Source organism: Micrococcales bacterium (assembly GCA_009784895.1).
In the GTDB taxonomy this organism is placed as follows: domain Bacteria; phylum Actinomycetota; class Actinomycetes; order Actinomycetales; family WQXJ01; genus WQXJ01.
The window spans coordinates 1-19,088 of sequence record WQXJ01000036.1; the positions used below are offsets into that span (position 1 = coordinate 1).

Below are 19,088 nucleotides of genomic sequence, written 5' to 3' on the forward strand. Positions count from 1 at the left end.
TCTGACTGCTGAGATCCAGGCCAAGCCCACCTAGACCACAATTGGTGGCGTGTCCGTCAGCCCGGGCGGGCACGCCATCGCCCCATGCCCACTTGACAAACCACACCACATATCAGGTTGAGGTTTGGCATAGTTGCCCGATGCCGGCCCGCCGGGCCGTCCCCACCTCCCGCGAAACTGAGGTGTGGCATAACAACTCTGCATCAGTCCAGCTTCTGGCCGGCTGGCGGCAAGCGATGGGCAACTCGCCGCGCTAGGCTGCCCATCACGGCTGTCCACCCCCGGGAAAGGACGCCATAGATCGTGGCTAGCAGGAATCTCGACTCCAGTTCTGAACAGGCGGACCGCCAGAGGCGCCGCCGCAGCTCTGATCTGCGCGAATGGATCAGATTGACAGGTACAGACCAGCACGGCAGGCCGTATTTCGACACGGAGCTGGCCGCAGGCTACGTACCAAGACCAGCCCCGGATCCGCTAAAGCTGCCGCGCCGTTTCTACCGAAGTTTCTGGACCGGAATTGGCATGACCATCGGGCCAATGATGTACGTCGTTTGGGTGGCGCTGGCACCCCTGCCCGCGGTCGGAACCGATTTCTCAGCCTGCGACGAGATGATCAACTACACGACCCAGTTAAATGCCTGGCCAGACGGCTTCCAGGATCAACTGCGTGAGGATCCGAACTATGTCGAGCAAGACCTAGTCTTGGTTGGTTCGAGCGTGGAACGCATTGGCGCCGCGGCGGTGTCCGCCAGCATCGTGGGACCGCCGCAGCGTCAGCGGGTGTTCCTCAGGGTAGATACCCACCCGGGTCCGCGCGACGCCATGGAGTTGAAAGTGTGTGATTCCTGGCGAATCGAGGGCTTCGGCACATTGACCCCCGCACAGGCGGACCAGGGCGGGGTCCGCAGGGCCGACAGGATCGTGGTTCACTTCGTCCCCGACCCTGCCTTTGCACCGGGCGGGCACCATGACGGTTAGGCCAAGAAAGCGGAGGAACCAGCGACTATCGCTGACGCTGTCCTCCCGCCTGTCTTGGCTAGCCCTGGGTGGCATTGCCGGCGTGATCCTAACCTTGGCTTGCAACGCGATTGTCGACCTGGTAGGGCCAGATCGCGACGGCCCAGACCGCCGTGACTGCGACATGACGCCTGATTACTTCACTCAGACTGACCCGCGGTCAGCGGCCGAGCTTGTGCAAGGCTCGACCAGCGAACGCGAGCTTCTCTTCCTCAATGACAGCCCGGCGCAGGTGGGACCGGTCGTGATCACGGCCGAATCCTCCGCCTTGGCGAATCCCGCGCTCGTTACGCTGACCGTGACGATGCCCGGTTGGGCGGCTCACCAGTCCCTGGGCCAATGCGAATCCTGGTCAATCGATGGATTCGGCACGCTCACCGCCACCCAGTTACCGCCCGCCGATGGCTGGATTATTGGGGTCCACTTCATTCCCCAAGGCAAAGATCCCTAAGCTGGCTGGCGCAACTTTGATGAGACCTTGATTGCCAGCACAAACGCGACCAGACCCCAAGCTGCCATGATGGCGTAGGGAGTCCAATTGGGCCAGATGCTGCCACCCACCTCAAGATCCATGCCGTAGAAGTTGCGCATGAATGTGATTTGCTCGGCTGGCACGGGTAGATCCTCCAGGCCAGGTCCGGCCAGGGCCTGGCGGGCGACCACAGCATTAGGCGCAAAGGGCATCAGGTTCATGCCGGTGATCATGCCCGTGCCCAAGACACCCGGCGGGATGTAGGCGCCGGCCAAGAAACCGGACAAAGTGCCAATAACCGTGGCGACGCCGCCGGCCGCGGCCTGCGTGCGCAAGCCAACCGATAACAGCAGGTAAATGGCGCTGTAGACCAAGGACCCTAGGGCGGTCAGGACTAGTAGAGTCAGCCAGCCGCCCGGCCCGGGGAGTCGAGCACCCAGCACCAGGCCGCCGGCCACGCCAACCACGGCTACCACCAGCACAATTGCCATGGTGTAGACCCAGGTCGCCAGGAGGTACCCACCCATCAGGCTGCGCTGACGCAATGGCGCCACCAAGAAATCAGTCATTCGTCCGCTGACGCGGTCGTCGACCAGCAGGTTGAGGCCAACCATCGGCCCGTTGATCGTGGCCACCGCGATCAAGGCGGCGCCGACCCACGAAGCGACAAAACCGGTGGCGGCCGAGCGTGTCATCCATTCGCCGCCGCCGTAATCGGCGGCGCCCTCCATCAGCGAATCCACGTTCATTTTGCCGAAAAAGGCTATGTACAAAACCAGCAGGATCAGGGGCCCAAACAGCGAAAAGAAGATGGCGGTGCGGTCGCGCGACCACACCCGCAAGCACCGCCCAGCAAAGGCAATCATGCTGACTCCTCCTCGCGCTGGGTCAGAGCCAGGAAGGCCGCGTCCATGGTGCCGTGCCTAAACTCGAAATCGGCCACCGCCTCGCCCAGCTCGGCCAGCAGCCGCCGCGCCTGGGTGCCCGAGCCGACATCGGCCTGCCAGGTCACCCCGGCCTGTTTGGGGTCCCACTGCCCCAGCGCTTGGCGAACGGCTTCGCTGGCGCCCTCAGCCGGCGTAATAGAAAGCTGCGAGGTGGCGAACTGGGCCCTGAGCTGGCCGGGGGTGCCGCTAGCCACGATCTTGCCGCGGTTTATCACTGCCACATGGTCGACGTTTTCGACCTCTTCGAGGTAATGCGTGGTGTGAAACACCGTCACGCCTTCACTGGCCCGCAAATCCTTGACGGTCTGCAGGACCTGTTCGCGGCTCTTGGGGTCGAGCCCGGCGGTCGGTTCGTCCAGGAACAGGATTGACGGGCCGTGAATCAGGGCTCGGGCGATATCCGTCCGCCGCCTTTGGCCCCCAGACAGCCGGCCGTAGCGTTGCCCCAGGAATTCGCCGATGCCGATCTGCCCGGCTAGTGCGTTGATGCGTTCAGTCGTCTTGTTGGCGCTAAGGCCGTAGACCGCTGCCCTGGTCGCCAGGTTTTCCCGCACCGTCAGCTTGTCATCAAGCACCGATTTTTGGAAGACCACACCAATTGACTGGCGAACCGAATGGTCAGCTTGGCCAAGGCGATGTCCGTCCACGTCGATTTCGCCTGAATCAAATGGCATCAAGGTCGTCAGGCAGTTGATGGTGGTGGATTTGCCGGCGCCATTTGGTCCCAAGAACGCAAACAGCTGCCCCTGGGCCACTTCGAGATCCACGTTGTCGACTGCCACGAGCTCGCCGTAGCGGCGCGTCAACGACCGCACTGAGATCATCACAGCCTCAACTTAACACCAACTTGTGCAAATAGCGGATAAGGATGGCCAGCCCGTCGTTGGTAGTGCAGGCTCACTCGGGGACAACTGCCGCATCAGCTGGGCCAAGACAGTCCAACCGTTGGCTGATATCGAGGCTTCAACCTAACACCAACTCCTGCACTGTCCGGACCAAGATGGCCAGCCGGGTGGTCGATGTGCGGGCTCACCTTAGGTCCCTCCAGTACCGGCTGGGCCAGGATTTCAAGCCGGTTGGCCGGCTCCTGTGGCCTAGCGCAATGCCAACTCCCGCATCAGCTGGGCCAAGATTTCCAGGCCGTTGGTCGACAGGGCTGATTCGGGATGGCCTTGCAGTGAGACAAAGCCTGTGCCCCTGAGCCCAATCACCTCGTCGGTGCCTTGGCGCCGCGCCACCTCGACTTCGAACCTCCGGCCGGCCGTGGGCGCGCCGCGCTCGTCATCGAAGACCCTGTTTGCGGGCAAACCGGCCACGGTCTGGACCACCCGGCCAGCGGTGGGCGCGCCGAGTTCACCATTGACGGCCTTGTTAGTGGGCAGACCGGCCGTTGCTTTGAGCCCGTCAAAAGACACGATCCAGGGCGAGGCCAAAGGCGCGGCCGCAGTGAAGGTGTTGTAGTAGCCCAGTGTGGCACTGTGGCCAAAGATCGAATCGGTCAACTGGATGCCCTGGTTGGGCCGGGCCAAGGCCCTCAGGTCCAACCCCAGACACCGGCACAAGATCTGGTGTGACAAACAAACGCACATGACCGGTTCCCCGGCGACCAGGCGGGCGGCAATTGCCGCCCTAAGGGCCGCGATGCGCGGCTCGTCTAGATCCGGGTCGCCCGGGCCAGGACCGGCCAGCAGAACATCATGCCAAAGCTCGGTCTCGCCGAGATGTGGGGTTTGACCAGTGCCTTCGCCGCGAGACTGAGCTTCGGCAGCGAGACCATTGTCGCGAGACTGAGCTTTGGCATCACTCGATACGGCGCAGTGAGTACCGTGAGGTCGAGCCTCGGCAGAATCGGGCTCAACCTCGGTCTCGCCGAGATGTGGGGTTTGACCAGTGCCTTCGCCGCGAGACTGAGCTTTGGCAGCGAGACCATTGTCGCGAGACTGAGCTTTGGCATCACTCGATCCGGCGCCGTGGGTACCGTGAGGTCGAGCCTCGGCAGAATCGGACTCAACCTCGGTCTCGCCACAATTGCTAAGCGCCGCCAGTTGCGCCCACCCAACCACCTCGACCTTTGCCCCAAGGCGACGCAGCTGATGGGCCAGCATTTGCGAGAAGCCGTCCTCGGCATCGGCCACACGGACCCTGAGTCCCGCCAAACCCTGCGGCTCCCCCGCAAACTGCCGGAACCAGAAGGGCGATAAGCGTTCGTTGCGGTATCGCAAGGTTTGGGCGACCTTTGGGTCCCCTGCCACCGCGGCGGCACGAGCTCCGAGTTTGGCTTGGGCGGCCTTAGAGCCGACCTGGGTTGCCTCCGGACCGGCCTGGGTCGTGACTAGTCCGCCTTGGCCGGAATTGGGACCAGTCGATCCGGAATCCAATTTGCCCGGACGCCTGGCTCCGATGGCCGTCAGCAGGCCTGCGGCCTTGGTGGCGGTCTCGGCCACTTCACTGGTCGGGTCAGAGTGGCGGACCAAGGTAGCACCGACCGGGACCCTGACCTGACCGGCCGGATCGACATAGGCGGTGCGAATCAAAATGGGCGCGTCCATGTCATAACCGCTGGTAGTGGGCTCGAACAGGGCTGCCACACCGGCGTAATAGCCACGTCCGCGGGCCTCGCGCCGCTTGATCACGCGGCAGGCATTGGCCATGGGCGCACCGGTGACGGTGGGGGCAAACATGGTTTGGCGCAGGACTTCGCGCGGGTCCAGGTCGCTGCGACCCTCCAGCAGATACTCCGTGTGGGTGACGTGGCTCATGGGCTTGAGGAACGGGCCAACCACGCGGCCGCCACCTGGGCAAACCGTGGCCATCAGCTTCAGCTCCTCGTCTACGACCATGAAAAGCTCGTCGACCTCTTTGGCGTCTGTCAGGAAGGTCAGCATGCCGGCGACATCTGGCCCGGCCGGCGGGTGGCGGTAGGTGCCGCTGATCGGGTTCATCGTGACCACGCCGTCTTTGAGGCTGACATGACGTTCGGGGCTGGCGCCGGCCAAGGCGACGTCACCCAGATGCGCTGCAAAGGTCCAATAGGCGCCACGTTCACCAGTCAGCAGCGCAGCCAGGTAGGCCGCCACGACTTGGCGCTGCGGCGCCTGAACCCGGCCGGTGTAGGCACGGTGCAGAACAAAATTGGCTCCCTCGCCGCGGCCAATCTCGTGGTCGATGACGCCCTGAACTTGGGTGGCGTAATCTTCATCGCCGATGTCGAAAGCCCCGGATTCGAGGACGGGCGCCTTGGCTGGCAACAGGGCTAGGGCTTGGCCAAGGTCAACCGATTCTTGTTCGCTGACTTGCAGCGTTCTGAGCTGAGCGCCGTCGTCAAAGACCTCGAATCCGCGTTCGGCCAGCTGCCTAAACGGCACCAAGGCCAGGATGGGCCGGCCGTCTAGGGCGATATCTGCCGTAGTGGCCACGTCGATGACACGTCCGGTCATGACCTCGAGCTGATCCCCGCGCCAGATGGCGGCGAAGGGCTCGTCGCTGGACAATAGCCGTTCTAGCAGGGTTGTCATTTCGTCCTCTATCGGTGGGCCCGGACCAGGCCACGCCGCGTCGCCTGGTGCGCAGGCGCATGCGGATGCGTCGATTGCCTGCCTATTTGGCCGGCCACCAACGCGTATCGATCACGCCGTCAAGCATCCAGCACCAAAGCCCAAAACACAACCGACGCCGAGGCCATGGCTCGGCTTGACGCCCTCGACCCTGACACGGCCACCGTGAGGGATCGCTCGGCCACGGCCGGCATCCGAGCAGCCCGGCAAATGCACCAGGCCGCACAAGACCTGGTAGACCAAGCGGTGCGGGAAGCTCGACTCCAGGGCGTGACCTGGGTCGAAATTGGCCTGGCACTTGGCATGACCCCCCAGGGCGCGCGCCAGCGCTACAACTAATGCCAAGGCAGGAATAACTAGGCGTCTAGCTGTTTCGACAAAACAGTTACCAGGTCGCCGCGGGCGCCGTCTTCGAGATCGATGCGGCCCAGGGCCAGCCAACGCGCCAGTTCGCCCAGCTCAACGGCCAAGGCTGAGGCGACCTCACCGGCATTGGCCCCAGGCTCGAGGAAGGCGCCCTTGACCTCTAAGGCGCCTCCTGGCCGGTTGGCCTTGACGTCAACCCGGGCGACCAAGCGGTCGCCCAGCAGGAAGGGCATGACGTAGTAGCCGAATTGCCGTTTAGCCTTCGGCAGATAGAACTCGAGGCGAAAGTGCATGTCAAAGAGCCAGGCGAGACGCGCGCGGTCGAACAGCAGTGGATCAAAGGGAGTCAGCAAGGCGCAGGCATTGAGGCTGCGAGGTACCCGTGCGCCGGCCGGGACATATGCGGCCACATTTGGTCCGGTGATCGTGACCGGCTCCAAGCTGCCCTGGTCAACCAGCCTTCCAATCGCCGCGGCGCTTGCGGCACGCGGCAACCTGAAATAGTCGCGCAAGGTGGCCGCCGTGGCCACGCCCAGGGCGCGGGCGGCAATCTCGGTCAGAGCGGTGATTTGGTCGAAGTGGTTGTCCCGCGCGCATGCCGCGGGCTGGGCCTGATGCGCCGGCCTGGGTGGCGACTGATGCGTCAGCTCAAGCTGCGCCAGGCGCGCCGATTCGCGGCTCATCTGACGTACCGGTTTGGGTCCCGCCCGGCGCGCCGGTTCGGGTCCGGCATGATGCGCCGGTTCAGGTCCCGCCAGTCGCACCGCCTCGGGTGGCAATAGCCCGGCAGGGGCAGGCACCACCCGGCTGGCCAAGTCATAGCGGCGCTCGAAGCTGGCCGTCCGGCCGGCGCTGGCCAGCCGGCCCACAAAGAAGAGCCACTCCAGCGCATCCTTGGCCTGTGACCAGTTCCAACCCCACTTGTCCTTGGCGGGAGGTGGAGACAGGTGGGCTAGCTCGGCCTGAACCTGCCGCCCGGTCAAGGGGCCCTGGGCTGCGACATGGTCATAGACAACCTCGACGAAGTTGGGGTTTTCAGCCACCACCTGCTGCATCCGGCCCCAGGAAAACTGTTCGGGCTGGTCACGGCGCCACTGAAGGAGGTGATAAACCTCCGGGCGGACCAGCGAGGCCTCATGGGCCCAGGTCTCAACCAACCGGCGAGGCGGCTTGAACATGGCTTGGTCCACCAACCCGTTGTCAAACGGACCCAGACGCGAAAAGAAAGGCACGAAATGCGAGCGCGCCAGCACGTTGACCGAATCAATTTGGATCACGCCTAGACGGTCAGCCACCGCGGTAATATGCCGCGCCGTCACGGCGCGCGGCCGTGGGCGGTCGAACCCTTGCGCCTTCAGGGCCAAGCACCTGGCTCTGGCCAACGAGATTTCTCGAACCGGAGCGCCAGCTTCGGCTCCGCCAGTCATGGCCATAACCCCCTTGGCTTCGCTGCCGGTCGGATTCGACTTATCCTAGTGATCCCGACTGGCTCGATAGGCTGGACCGGTGCCGCCGGACGTCACCCAGATCAAGGCCTTACCCAAGGTCGTGCTACACGACCACCTCGACGGCGGTTTGAGACCCCAGACCATCATTGAGCTGGCTGAGTCGGCTGGCCACCGGCTACCGGCCACCGACCCGGAGGCCTTGGGCCGGTGGTTCTGTGACCAGGCAAATTCTGGCTCGCTGCCCGTCTATCTGACCACCTTTGACCAGACTTTGGCCGTGATGCAAACTGCGGACAACCTGGCCCGCGTGGCCCGCGAGGCGGTGATCGACCTAGCCAACGACGGCGTGGTCCACGCCGAACTCCGTTTCGCCCCCGAGCAGCACACCCGTGGCGGACTCGGAATGAGCCAAGCGGTCAGCGCCGTGTTGGCAGGCCTAAGTGAAGGCGCTCAGGAAGCGACGACCGCTGGCCAACCGATCACTACCGGCCTGATCCTGTGCGCCATGCGCCAGGCCAACAACGCCCCTGCCGTCGCCGAATTGGCGCTGGCCAAGCGCCAGACCGGCGTAGTCGGCTTCGACCTGGCTGGCCCGGAAGCTGGTTTCAGGCCAAGCCTGTTTGTGGACACGCTACGGCGGCTGCGCCTGGCCAGTTTCCCGGTCACCCTGCATGCCGGTGAGGCCGATGCCGCCGCTTCAGTTGCAGAGGCAATCCACCTTGGTGGGGCCATCAGGGTGGGCCATGGCGTCCGGCTGATTGACGACATCGGCGACCCGCTTGACCCGACCGCAGCCCAACTTGGCCCCCTGGCGCACTGGGTCCGGGACCAGGCCATCGCCCTCGAAATGTGCCCCACATCGAATCTCCAGACCGGCGCCGCCAAGTCATACGCCGCTCACCCCATCACGGCACTGCACCGCCTTGGTTTCACGGTCACGATCAATTGCGACAACCGCCTAGTGTCTGGCACCTCCATGTCCGCCGAAATGTCTCACCTGGTCGAACAAGCCGGTTGGGAGCTGCCGGACCTAGCTCAGGCCACACTCAACGCGGCCAGCGCCGCGTTTTTGCACCACGACGCCCGGCAGGACCTAATTGACAACCTGATTGTGCCGCGCCTGACCGTCCTGCCCTAGCGGCACCTGACCATCCTGCCCTAGTGGCACCGGCTCGATTTTCGCCTGGCCGCAGCCCGCCTGAACCGGATCATGCGCAACGCCCAAGTGGCGGCGATAATGGCTAGGAACGCTTTAGCGGTTAGGAAGGCGCGGTGCATACGACCGACCCATCCAACACCCCAGGCTAACGAGGCTTAGGAAGACACGGTGAACGGGACCGAACAAACCAGCGCCGCCCAAACAAACGGCCACAGCCAAACCAGCGCCGCCCAGACAAGCGGCGACAGCCAAATCAGCGCCGCCCAGGTAGTCGACAAGGGCCAGCAGCTTTGGGAGCTGCTGCGCGGAACCGCCGCCCAAGCTTTGGTAAAGGCCTACGCACCCTACTCCGACTACCCGGTCGGGGCGGCCGCCCTGGTCGATGACGGCCGGGTGGTCAGCGGCGCCAATGTTGAGAATGCCTCTTTTGGCTTGACCCTATGCGCCGAATGCTCGTTGATCAGCGCCCTAACAATGAGCGGAGGCGGACGCCTGGTGGCGTTCTGCTGTCTGGACAAGTTTGGCGGCGTCATAATGCCCTGCGGTCGGTGCCGGCAGTTGCTTTGGGAACATGGCGGCGCCGAGTTACTGATTCTGACTCCAAATGGAGAACGAACCATGACCGCGGTCCTGCCTCAGGCCTGGGGGTTGGGCCAAGAGGCTGATGAGGCAGAAACCGACCCGGTGGCAGCTCTGCAGCCTGGCGACGAGCCAGCCAGGGGGCGGCCCCGGCCGGTCGCGTCCCAACAAGCCGGCCCACGGCACCGGTCGCCCACGGCACGGACCTGAATCGCCAGCAGAATGACGGTTGAACCCTTCAGCGCGGTCGAGGTGATCGCGGCCAAACGCGACCAAAGACGCCTGACCAAGGCTCAAATCGACTGGGTGATTGACGCCTACGTCCGCGGCGTGGTGGCTGAGGAACAAATGAGCGCCCTGGCCATGGCCATTTGCTTAAACGGTTTGGACACCGGCGAATTGGCTTGCTGGACCGAGGCCATGGTCGAAACCGGCGAGAAAATGAGCTTCGCTGGGCTCGGCAAGGTGGCGGTGGACAAGCACTCGACCGGCGGCGTGGGCGACAAAATCACCTTGCCGCTGGCGCCGCTGGTGGCATCCTTCGGAGTTTGCGTGCCGCAGCTGTCCGGCCGCGGCCTGGGGCACACTGGTGGCACCTTGGACAAGCTCGAGGCGATTCCCGGGTGGCGGGCGAACCTGAAGGCCGAGGAAATGATGACCCAATTGGGCTCGGTCGGGGCGGTGATCTGCCAAGCCGGACCGGGACTGGTGCCGGCCGACCAGCGCTTGTACGCCTTGCGCGACGTAACCGCCACCATTGACTCGATCCCGCTGATTGCCAGTTCGATCATGTCGAAAAAGATTGCGGCGGGCGCCGATGTGCTGGTGCTGGATGTCAAATGCGGTTCCGGTGCGTTTATGCAGGACTTGGTGGCGGCGCGGCAGCTGGCCCGAACCATGGTTGACCTGGGCCAGGCCGCCGGCATACTAACCACCGCTTTGGTCACCGACATGTCAGTGCCGTTGGGGCTGACCGCTGGCAATGCCCTTGAGGTGCGCGAGGCCATTGAAGTCTTGGCCGGTGGCGGGCCTAAGGACGTGGTCGAGCTGACCCTGACCCTGGCCAGCGAAATGCTGGCTGGCGCCGGGCTGGATCAAGCCGACCCGGCGGCGGCGCTGGCAGGCGGGCAGGCCATGGACACTTGGCGGTCGATGATTCGAGCTCAGGGTGGCGACCCGGATGCACCGCTGGCCTGGGGGCGTGAACACGAGGTGGTAATCGCCCCGGCCGATGGCGTCTTGTCCGGTCTCGACGCCCGCGCAGTTGGCATGGCGGCCTGGCATTTGGGGGCTGGACGAACCCGCAGGCAGGACCGGGTCCAGGCCGGGGCCGGCGTCCAGCTACACGCTAAACCGGGCGACGCGCTGGTTAGTGGCCAGAAGGTGGCGACGGCCTGGACCGACAGGCCCGAACTCTTGCCGCGGGCACTTGAGGTTCTGAATGCCGCCATCACCATTGATCGCGTGGCCAAGCCAACCAATCCTCCTGCCGGCGCAAACAGGCCAGGGCGCGAGGCGGCATCGGGCTTGATACTTGACCGGGTGGTGTTCTGATGGCCAAGGCGGTGCCGGATTTGGGAGTTAAGGCCTCAGGTGGTATCAAGACTGGGGAGCAAGCCCTGGCAATGGTGGCGGCAGGAGCCACCAGGTTGGGTTTGTCTGCCGGCGCCCAGGTGCTGGCTGAGACCGACGAATGACGCCCTACCAGGAGCAATAGGAAACGGATTTGGACCGAGACAACCAGAGGGGCCAAGACGGGCCGGACAGCGGCACCATGGAGGAGGCGGCCGGCCGTCGTCTGTCGCCCGAGGGCGCTGATCACACATCATCCCGGCAAGCGGGCGACGCGGCAGGGCCAGGGGCAAACGTAGCGGCGCATGGCAGAGTGCCACCGCAGGCCACCGGCGAGACCACATCTCGGCAAGCGGGCGACGCGGCAGGGCCAGGGGCAAACGTAGCGGCGCATGGCAGAGTGCCACCGCAGGCCACCGGCGAGACCACATCCCGGCAAGCGGGCGACGCGGCAAAACCCGTGACGCCTAAGACAGCCAGTCCCCGCCGGAACCCAGCCGCCCCCAGACCAGCTTCGGCTCCGGCAGCGAAAGCGAAACTCGAACTGGTCGAAAACAACCCACCTAAGTCCGCGGTCAGGAAACTGGCTGAAAAGGCCCGGTCCAGGCAGATCGAAGCCGTAGCCGAACTGGCGCCCGGATCCCTGGCACAAGCGGCAGCGGCGGAGTTCCGGTCGCTGTCTGGGCGCCAGCGGTTCGACTTGGCTGTGTTGCTTGGGTCGGGCTGGCACGGAGCGGCGGACATGATTGGCGAGACGGTTTTCGAGCTCAATGCTGACCAGCTGCCCGGCTTCTGCCCCAGCCCGGTGCCAGGCCACCACGGCACAATCCAGGTGGTCGAAACACCCGGTGGCAACAATGTCCTGGTAATTGGCGCCCGGCACCACTACTACGACGGCCGCGACGCGACGGCCGTGGCCCACCCGGTGCGCTTCGCCGCCGCCCTGGGGGTGCACTGCCTGGTACAGACGAACGGCTGCGGTTCGCTCAACCGGGCGTTAGAGCCCGGCACAGTGGCGCTGATCCGCGACCACATCAACCTGACCGGTGCCTCACCTCTAAGCGGGGCCAGCTTTGTTGATCTGACCGACGCCTATTCGGCCAATCTGCGCTACCTCATTCGCAGCGCCCTGCCCGAGCTGGGCGAAGCGACCTACGCGCAGTTCGCCGGTCCGCAATACGAAACCCCAGCCGAGGTCCGCATGGCCGGGTTGTTGGGCGCCGATCTAGTGGGCATGTCGACCGCCCTGGAGACCATCGCAGCCCGGCAGGCCGGCTTGGAGGTAGTGGGGATGTCGCTGGTCACAAACATGGCAGCCGGCATCACCGGTGAGCCATTGAAGCATTTCGAGGTCCTGTCTCAGGGCATCAACTCCGGACCGCGCAATGCCGTTTTGTTGGCCGCTGCGGTTGGCCTGATCTTGATAGAGGTTTGTCTGTGAGCCTTCAGCGGCAAATCGAGGCCTGGATCGCGGCCGACCCGGACCCTGTCACCCGAGCCGAGATTCAAGGACTGGCTGACATGGCCTTTGGCGCCAAGACTGGCCGGGCCGCCCAAACAGGCCAGGCTAGCCAGGCCGCACCGGTGGACCGACCAGGCCGGGCAGACCACACAGGCCAAATAAAACTGACCGACCAGATAGACCAAGCAGACCAAACAGAGCGTACCGACCAGATAGACCAAACAGACCAGGCAGACCGACCAGACGAAGCAGGCCAAGCAGACCAAACAGAACTAGCCGACCAGATAGACCAAACAGGCCAAACAGACCAAACAGACCAGGTTGACCAGATAGACCAAAGTTGCCCGGCCGCCCGCGCCGCCCTGGCCGAGCTGCAGCAACGTTTCGCCAAAGAGCTAGCCTTTGGCACCTCCGGACTGCGCGGCGCCATGGGCGGTGGCCCCAATCGGATCAACCTGGCGGTGGTGATAAGGGCGGCGGCTGGCCTGATGGCCTACCTGCGCCAACGTCTTGACCAAGCCAGGCCAAAGGTTGTGATCGGCTTCGACGCGCGCCGCGGCTCGAAGGAGTTCGCCCTGGCCACGGCCCAAGTGGTGGTGGCGGCTGGCGGCGAAGCCCACCTGTTCAAAGACCTGACGCCAACGCCTCTGCTGGCCTTTGCCGTGCGTCATTTACGGGCCGATGCCGGAGTCCAAGTAACCGCGTCGCACAACCCGGCCGGAGACAACGGCTACAAGATCTACTTGGGTGGGCGGTTGACCCGGGAGGAGGCCAACGGGGTTCAGATCGTGCCCCCGGCCGACTCAGAGATCGCGGCGGCCATAGCGCTTCAACCACCCGCCAACCAGGTGCCGCGCCAAGACCAGGGCTGGCAGGTGATCGAGGACAAGCTGCGGCAGGCCTATCTTGACCAGGCCACACCCGGGCGCCGGCCATTGGTGCCGCTGCGAATTGTGCATACTGCAATGCATGGGGTGGGGGCGGCACTGGCCTTGGCTGCCTTCAGACGAGCCGGTTTCGACGAGGTCCACCCGGTGGCGGCTCAACAGTCGCCCGACCCGAACTTTTCCACCGTCACCTTCCCCAATCCGGAAGAACCTGGCGCCCTGGACATGGCCCTGAAGCTGGCCCAGCGAGTTAGGGCCGAGATTGTGATAGCTCATGACCCAGACGCCGACCGCTGCGCCGTGGCCGTCAAGGATCCCCGCTCGCAACTTAGGGGTGGCTGGCGAGTGCTTTCCGGAGACGAGGTCGGTGCCTTGCTCGGTGAAGCCGCGGCGGCTGAATGGGCTGGTCTGGGCGGACTGGTAAGCGTCAGGCCGCCGGTTTTGGCCAGTTCGCTGGTGTCCTCACGGCTGCTTGAAAAGATCGCCGCCCACCACGGCACGCGTTTTGAGTCGACTTTGACTGGCTTCAAGTGGGTTGGCCGGGTCGAAGACTTGTTGTTTGGCTACGAAGAAGCGATTGGCTACTGCTGCCGTCCGGATATGGTGCGGGACAAGGACGGCATCACCGCCGGCCTGGCAGTGGCAGCGCTGGCAGTGGCGGCCAAGTCCAAGGGCCGGACCTTGATCCAGCTGCTTGACGACCTGGCCAGACGTCACGGCCTGCACCTAACCAGCCAGGTCGCCGCCCGGTACACCAACGCCTCAGCCATCCCGGAAGTCATGGGCCGCATTAGGCAATCCCCACCGGCCGCACTGGGAGGTCTCCAACTTCAATCAGTAGTTGACCTGGCCAGCGCGTCAGCCAAGCTGCCACCAACCGACGCCGTGGTCTTAGAGCTGGCCAAACAGGCCCGGGTGATTGTCCGGCCCTCTGGCACCGAACCCAAAGTCAAGTGTTATCTGGAAGTAATCCAGCCGGTCAAACCGGAGGCCAGCTTTGCCCAGGTCACTACGGCCCGCGAAGAAGCCGCCGCGCAGCTGAGAAAAATCGTCGCGGACCTACGATCGTTGCTGGCGAACTGACCCAGGGTTGGCACCTGTGGCTGGTCGAAAGCCAGGTTCCGGCGCGGGGACTACCCACTGGTGCAAGGCCCGGTCCGCACCACCCTCAAGTCACGGGTTGACTAGTGGGAGTGGCGGATAACCCTCATCATCTTCAGGTTGATGCGAATGAACCTGAAAAACTGGAAAAACACGTTCTTGCGACGCTTGAGGGTCTTGCGGGTGGGCAGTGGCGCTGCCGCGATCAGCTTGGCGGCCTGCGGGTCAAGGGGTTCTGTCATGATCATGTACTCCTTTAGACGAGCGGGCTATTCCGGAATTACCCACCACAGTGGGCGGGCCTTGGCTTTGTAGGTAAACAGGCGATGCAGCATGTACTTGACCCAGTGCCCGGCCAGGCCAATTTCGCCAACCGTGCCTTTCAGGTCGCGGCCGGTGGCCGGATAGGTGGTGAAGTCCGGCACCACTGGGTGCATCGTTAGCGATATGGCCGAGCCTTTCAGCGCCCCCATCCCAGCAGAAGCCACACAAGCAGCCCCCATCTTGGTCATTGGCGCCTGGTGGGCCGGGCGGTTTCTGCCCTTGATGCGGTCCACCACAGTTGAGGTGACGGCTTTGGCGATAATGCCTGAGGGCATGCCGGTGCGCGGCGGTGCCGGCGCGATCAGCGTGCCATTGGGCGTGGTCCGGGGCACCGAGATTTGGTGCGGCGGGGCAAAGGCAATACCGGCGGCAAAGAGGTTGTCATAGTGCGGGCTCTGATAGGTCTTGGGCCAGTCATCCGGGCTCCAATTCTCATAGGCCCCGGCGCCATAGTTGGCGTCGACTTTGAGGAAGCCGGCCGGGTTGAAGACCTTTTCGCTGATGTCCTCGCCGCTGGCGTCAAAGGCCTTGAGATCGGCGCCCTTAAACGGCGGCAGCAACATGGCGAAGTCAAAGTCGAGCGAATGGGTCGACCCGTCGAGCTGCTCGTAGGTCAGCGAGCCTTCTTCGATGTTGTTGACGTGGGCGCCAATGATGGCTTGGACCTGCCGCTCACGGTAGAGCGATTCGCACCACAGCTGAGAGGAAGTCCTAAAGCCCTGATAGTCGAACTTCATGCCCCCGACACCAAAGTCGCCGAGCTCGGCTTCGTTGGTTAGGTAGACCAGCTCCACGTTGTCTCGAACCCCGGCCTGGCGCAGGGTGTGCTCCAAGTTGAAGGTGTACTCAAAGGCGGCCCCCTGGCAGGTGCACATGCCGTGACCGGTACCAACTACGAAACGCATTTTGGCGCCGGCCCTCAACTGGTCGATCAGTGTGGCCAGGTGTTTGGCTGTCTCCGTGGCATGAGGTGCGGTACAAACCGAGTAGGTGTAACCGCCATCGGGCCCAAGGCCTGGGGTGGCAGGGAAGTTGAGCTTGGGACCGGTGCAGTTGATCAAATAGTCGTATTCAATGGCTTCTTCGACGCCCTCCTCAACGGTCGACTTGGCCACCACATAGGGCGAGTCGTGGCCGTCACCGCCTTCGGGGTGAATTTCCGTGGCCAACGCCTGGTGGAATTCCACGCCCTTCCGGGCATAGATCGGGGCCAGGGGGAAAAGGACTTGGTCGGCCGTCATCGAGCCGACCCCGACCCAAATGTTGGACGGAATCCAGTTGTAGTTGGCGTTGGGGCTGATTACTACCACCGAGTGGTCCTTGCCCAGCCAACGCTTGGCATACAGCGCCGCAGTGTGGCCGGAAACGCCGGCTCCCATAACGACTACACGGGCCATTGATGTCACCTCATTGTGTTCTTTGGTCTTGAAAGCTTGCCGCTGCTGGGTCAGTTTAGTCAGGCCGGGCGCCGGTTCGGCAGGACGTCCGGCCGGGTCCCGGTGGCCAGATAGAGCAATTGACCTGCGGTTATTGGCCCACTGCCAGCGCCATCGCGGCTGCCTGGCGGACCGGAGTCAGCTCTAAGCTTAGTAGTGAAATTACTGGCCGATGCCGCCTTCCCGGCCAAGTGGGCAGGTGCCGATGCCACAGCGCTTTCCGATTGCCGCCATCGCCGCGTCCCCGGCCCGGGCAGCGGGCGGGCCACTGGTACCGGGTGTTGTGTTCGATGCGATCAGGATGCGCCTAGTCGAGATCGGCCAAGCCTTGACAGATCTGCCCGAAGAAACAGGAGCGCCAAACTCGGCGCAAGGGACGTCATCGGGCGGGGAAGGCCTCGCGGCCTCACCCGAAATGCGCTCTCAACTTCGCGAATTGTCCCTGTTCCCCTATCATTTAGAACTCGGTAGACGGTCTGACCGTCTCCCTGTCCAGTTGGACGCGAGATTGACATTACTTAAAGGAAGCGCAGCACAGATGAAACGAACCATCATGGGGCTCGTCCTCGCAGCAACCGTAACCCTTACCCTGTCCGCATGTGGGTCCGATTCCGGCTCCGGCGGCGGATCCGGTGCCGACACCATCAAGATTGGCCTGAACTACGAACTCTCTGGCGCGGTCGCCACCTACGGCCAAGCCAGCGTCGATGGAATCAAGATGGCCGTTGACGAAATCAACGCCGCCGGCGGCGTCCAGGGCAAGCAGATCGAGTTGGTCATTTACGACAACAAGTCTGAGCCCGCCGAGGCCACCACCTTGGCCACCAAGCTGATGACCCAGGACAACGTCCTGGCGGTAATTGGCCCGGCTACCTCTGGGTCGTTTAAGGCGACCATCCCGGTGGCGAACTCAAACAAGGTGCCGGTTGTGTCCGGTTCGGCCACAGCTGACGACGTAACTGTGGATGCCAATGGTGTCCAGGAATTTGCCTTCAGGACCTGCTTCAATGACTCGTTCCAGGGCACGGCTATGGCTAACTATGCCGCCAAGACCCTAGATGCCAAGTCGGCAGTGATTGTCAAGGACAACTCCTCCGACTACGCCAAGGGCCTGGCCGAGGCCTTCAAGTCGACTTTCGAGGACAATGGCGGCCAGATTGTCGGTGAAGAGGCCTACGTTGCCGGTGACACCGACTTCAACGCCGTCTTGACCAGGGTCAAGGGCCTGAACTTCGACGTCATCTACTTGCCCGGCTACTACCAAGAGGCCGGCTTGATCATCAAGGCCGCCCGCGAGCTCGGTATTGACGCGCCAGTGCTAGGCGCCGACGGTTTCGATTCCCCCGACCTGCTCAACCTGGCCGGGGAAGCCGCCCTGAATGATGTGTTCTTCACCAACCACTACTCCTCACTTGACCAGGACCCCAAGGTGGTCCAGTTCATTGAGGACTTCAAAGCCAAGTACGGCGAAGAGCCCAACGCCTTCCACGCCCTTGGTTATGACACCGCCAAGTTCGTGGCCGACGCAATTGAGCGGGCTGAAGAACTGACCGGCCAGGCCGTCAGGGATGCCCTGGCCTCAACAGTGGACTTCCCGGCTGTAACCGGCACACTGTCCATCGACGAGAATCACAACCCGGTCAAAGACATTGTTGTGATTGGACTGAAGGACGGCGTCCAAGCCACCAGCGAAAGGATATGATCCTGGCCCAGCGTGGCTAAGTCTGCGTGCACCGGAGCGGGTTCAACCTGCTCCGGTGGGCGCAGGCTTCATAGGGGCCCGATGCGGCGCCCCACGAGTCGACGCAGTGCGGCGGGAATTAGGCAGAAGTAGACAGCAGTGGAACAGGTCCTACAGCAGCTCGTCAACGGGCTTTCGTTGGGTAGCATCTTTGCGCTGATCGCGCTGGGCTACACGATGGTCTACGGGATTCTCCAGCTGATCAATTTTGCCCACGGCGACGTCTACATGGTGGGCGCCTTCACCGGCTACTTCTGTATGACGAACCTGGGCTTGGGTTTCTTTGAGGCTCTCATCATCGCCATGGCGACCTGCTCCCTGCTGGGCGTGATAATCGAACGCATCGCCTATAGGCCCCTGCGGGGCTCTTCGCGTATCACCTTGCTGATCACCGCCATCGGCGTCTCGCTGACTCTTGAATACACCATGATGTACTTCGTGGGCGCCGGCGTGCGGTCCTACCCGCCGCTGCCGGCTTTTATGGCTGGGTCGTTCCACGTTGGCGGTGTGGTTATCAAGAACTTGCAGCTGCTGATCATTGGGATCTCGGTGGGGGTGATGATCCTGCTGCAGTTCATTGTCAAAAAGACCTCCGTGGGCAAAGCCATGCGGGCGGTGTCTCAAGACATGGAAGCTGCCCGGCTAATGGGGGTCAGTGTTGACAACACTATTTCTGTCACCTTTGCGCTGGGCTCGGCCCTAGCTGGTGCCGCCGGCGTGCTGGTTGGCGTCTACTACAACTCGATCAACCCGCTGATGGGTCTAATGCCTGGCCTGAAGGCCTTTGTGGCGGCTGTTTTCGGTGGTATTGGGTTGATTCCGGGCGCACTGTTTGGCGCCTACTTGATTGGGCTACTGGAAACCTCGGTGGCCGCTACCGGCTTCTCAATGTTCCGTGACGCGGTCGTGTTTGCCGTTCTGATCGCCATTTTGATCGTCAAGCCGGCCGGCTTGCTGGGCAAGAACATCAGGGAGAAAGTCTGATGGCCGGCCTAACTGGTGGGCCAGGACGCCAGGGAGAAA

At 63.4% G+C, this 19,088-nt stretch carries 15 protein-coding genes and 2 pseudogenes; 11 read left to right on the forward strand and 6 right to left on the reverse strand.

Annotated features, from left to right (window positions below; translation table 11 throughout):
• The first annotated feature begins 303 nt into the window (after positions 1–303).
• Together FWD29_07190 and FWD29_07195 are read left to right on the forward strand one after the other, a co-directional pair.
• Entirely contained in the window at positions 304–978 is a 675-nt protein-coding gene (locus FWD29_07190) for a hypothetical protein (protein MCL2803719.1), read from the forward strand.
• Positions 968–1,468: a hypothetical protein gene (locus FWD29_07195; protein MCL2803720.1), complete on the forward strand. Its 501-nt coding sequence runs from the start codon at positions 968–970 to the stop codon at positions 1,466–1,468. Before FWD29_07190 ends, FWD29_07195 begins: the two co-directional genes overlap by 11 nt.
• On the opposite strand, the gene FWD29_07200 is transcribed toward FWD29_07195, so the two are convergent.
• The 3 genes from FWD29_07200 to FWD29_07210 all read right to left on the reverse strand — a co-directional run bounded on the left by FWD29_07200 (position 1,465) and on the right by FWD29_07210 (position 5,951).
• Positions 1,465–2,355 (reverse strand): ABC transporter permease, encoded by an 891-nt coding sequence (locus tag FWD29_07200; protein ID MCL2803721.1) that lies wholly within the window; start codon positions 2,353–2,355, stop codon positions 1,465–1,467. The genes FWD29_07195 and FWD29_07200 overlap by 4 nt on opposite strands.
• Positions 2,352–3,260 (reverse strand): ABC transporter ATP-binding protein, encoded by a 909-nt coding sequence (locus FWD29_07205; GenBank protein MCL2803722.1) that lies wholly within the window; start codon positions 3,258–3,260, stop codon positions 2,352–2,354. The genes FWD29_07200 and FWD29_07205 overlap by 4 nt, the downstream gene beginning before the upstream one ends.
• 270 nt (positions 3,261–3,530) lie before the next feature.
• Positions 3,531–5,951: a chorismate-binding protein gene (locus FWD29_07210; GenBank protein ID MCL2803723.1), complete on the reverse strand. Its 2,421-nt coding sequence runs from the start codon at positions 5,949–5,951 to the stop codon at positions 3,531–3,533.
• Positions 5,952–6,116: 165 nt separating this feature from the next.
• Between FWD29_07210 and FWD29_07215 the strand changes: the two genes are divergently transcribed.
• Positions 6,117–6,329 carry a hypothetical protein gene (locus tag FWD29_07215; GenBank protein ID MCL2803724.1) on the forward strand — a complete coding sequence of 71 codons (213 nt, stop codon included), beginning with the start codon at positions 6,117–6,119 and terminating at the stop codon, positions 6,327–6,329.
• A 17-nt stretch (positions 6,330–6,346) separates the two neighbouring features.
• Here FWD29_07215 and FWD29_07220 read toward each other — a convergent pair whose 3' ends face one another.
• Entirely contained in the window at positions 6,347–7,651 is a 1,305-nt protein-coding gene (locus FWD29_07220) for a winged helix DNA-binding domain-containing protein (protein MCL2803725.1), read from the reverse strand.
• Between the two features lie 211 nt (positions 7,652–7,862).
• Between FWD29_07220 and FWD29_07225 the strand changes: the two genes are divergently transcribed.
• The 6 genes and pseudogenes from FWD29_07225 to FWD29_07250 all read left to right on the forward strand — a co-directional run bounded on the left by FWD29_07225 (position 7,863) and on the right by FWD29_07250 (position 14,546).
• A complete protein-coding gene (locus FWD29_07225; protein MCL2803726.1) occupies positions 7,863–8,942 on the forward strand; it encodes an adenosine deaminase in 1,080 nt (359 codons plus the stop codon).
• A 318-nt stretch (positions 8,943–9,260) separates the two neighbouring features.
• Positions 9,261–9,611 (forward strand): annotated as a pseudogene (locus FWD29_07230) (cytidine deaminase).
• 153 nt (positions 9,612–9,764) lie between these two features.
• On the forward strand, positions 9,765–11,096 hold the full coding sequence (locus tag FWD29_07235) for a thymidine phosphorylase (protein MCL2803727.1): 1,332 nt from the start codon (positions 9,765–9,767) through the stop codon (positions 11,094–11,096).
• Positions 11,093–11,239: pseudogene (locus FWD29_07240) on the forward strand (2-deoxyribose-5-phosphate aldolase). The gene FWD29_07235 and the pseudogene FWD29_07240 overlap by 4 nt, the downstream one beginning before the upstream one ends.
• A gap of 335 nt (positions 11,240–11,574) precedes the next feature.
• Positions 11,575–12,555, forward strand: coding sequence for a purine-nucleoside phosphorylase (locus FWD29_07245; GenBank protein MCL2803728.1), 981 nt, complete (start codon positions 11,575–11,577; stop codon positions 12,553–12,555).
• Positions 12,552–14,546 (forward strand): phospho-sugar mutase, encoded by a 1,995-nt coding sequence (locus tag FWD29_07250; protein MCL2803729.1) that lies wholly within the window; start codon positions 12,552–12,554, stop codon positions 14,544–14,546. The genes FWD29_07245 and FWD29_07250 overlap by 4 nt, the downstream gene beginning before the upstream one ends.
• Before the next feature lie 101 nt (positions 14,547–14,647).
• Here the strand turns inward: FWD29_07250 and FWD29_07255 are convergent, their stop codons facing one another.
• Positions 14,648–14,806 (reverse strand): hypothetical protein, encoded by a 159-nt coding sequence (locus tag FWD29_07255; GenBank protein MCL2803730.1) that lies wholly within the window; start codon positions 14,804–14,806, stop codon positions 14,648–14,650.
• Positions 14,807–14,833: 27 nt separating this feature from the next.
• The gene (locus tag FWD29_07260) at positions 14,834–16,285 is read right to left on the reverse strand and encodes an NAD(P)/FAD-dependent oxidoreductase (protein MCL2803731.1); all 1,452 of its coding nucleotides are present in this window, start codon (positions 16,283–16,285) and stop codon (positions 14,834–14,836) included.
• A gap of 577 nt (positions 16,286–16,862) precedes the next feature.
• Between FWD29_07260 and FWD29_07265 the strand changes: the two genes are divergently transcribed.
• Together FWD29_07265 and FWD29_07270 are read left to right on the forward strand one after the other, a co-directional pair.
• Positions 16,863–18,026 carry an ABC transporter substrate-binding protein gene (locus tag FWD29_07265; GenBank protein ID MCL2803732.1) on the forward strand — a complete coding sequence of 388 codons (1,164 nt, stop codon included), beginning with the start codon at positions 16,863–16,865 and terminating at the stop codon, positions 18,024–18,026.
• Between the two features lie 138 nt (positions 18,027–18,164).
• Positions 18,165–19,049: a branched-chain amino acid ABC transporter permease gene (locus FWD29_07270; GenBank protein MCL2803733.1), complete on the forward strand. Its 885-nt coding sequence runs from the start codon at positions 18,165–18,167 to the stop codon at positions 19,047–19,049.
• Positions 19,050–19,088: the final 39 nt, after the last annotated feature.

Coding starts and splice junctions, on each gene's coding strand:
- FWD29_07260 (MCL2803731.1), bottom strand. CDS start 16,285: ATGGCCCGTGTAGTCGTTATGGGAGCCGGCGTTTCCGGCCACACTGCG.
- FWD29_07210 (MCL2803723.1), bottom strand. CDS start 5,951: ATGACAACCCTGCTAGAACGGCTATTGTCCAGCGACGAGCCCTTCGCC.
- FWD29_07205 (MCL2803722.1), bottom strand. CDS start 3,260: ATGATCTCAGTGCGGTCGTTGACGCGCCGCTACGGCGAGCTCGTGGCA.
- FWD29_07215 (MCL2803724.1), top strand. CDS start 6,117: ATGGCTCGGCTTGACGCCCTCGACCCTGACACGGCCACCGTGAGGGAT.
- FWD29_07195 (MCL2803720.1), top strand. CDS start 968: ATGACGGTTAGGCCAAGAAAGCGGAGGAACCAGCGACTATCGCTGACG.
- FWD29_07235 (MCL2803727.1), top strand. CDS start 9,765: ATGACGGTTGAACCCTTCAGCGCGGTCGAGGTGATCGCGGCCAAACGC.
- FWD29_07265 (MCL2803732.1), top strand. CDS start 16,863: ATGAAACGAACCATCATGGGGCTCGTCCTCGCAGCAACCGTAACCCTT.
- FWD29_07255 (MCL2803730.1), bottom strand. CDS start 14,806: ATGACAGAACCCCTTGACCCGCAGGCCGCCAAGCTGATCGCGGCAGCG.
- FWD29_07200 (MCL2803721.1), bottom strand. CDS start 2,355: ATGATTGCCTTTGCTGGGCGGTGCTTGCGGGTGTGGTCGCGCGACCGC.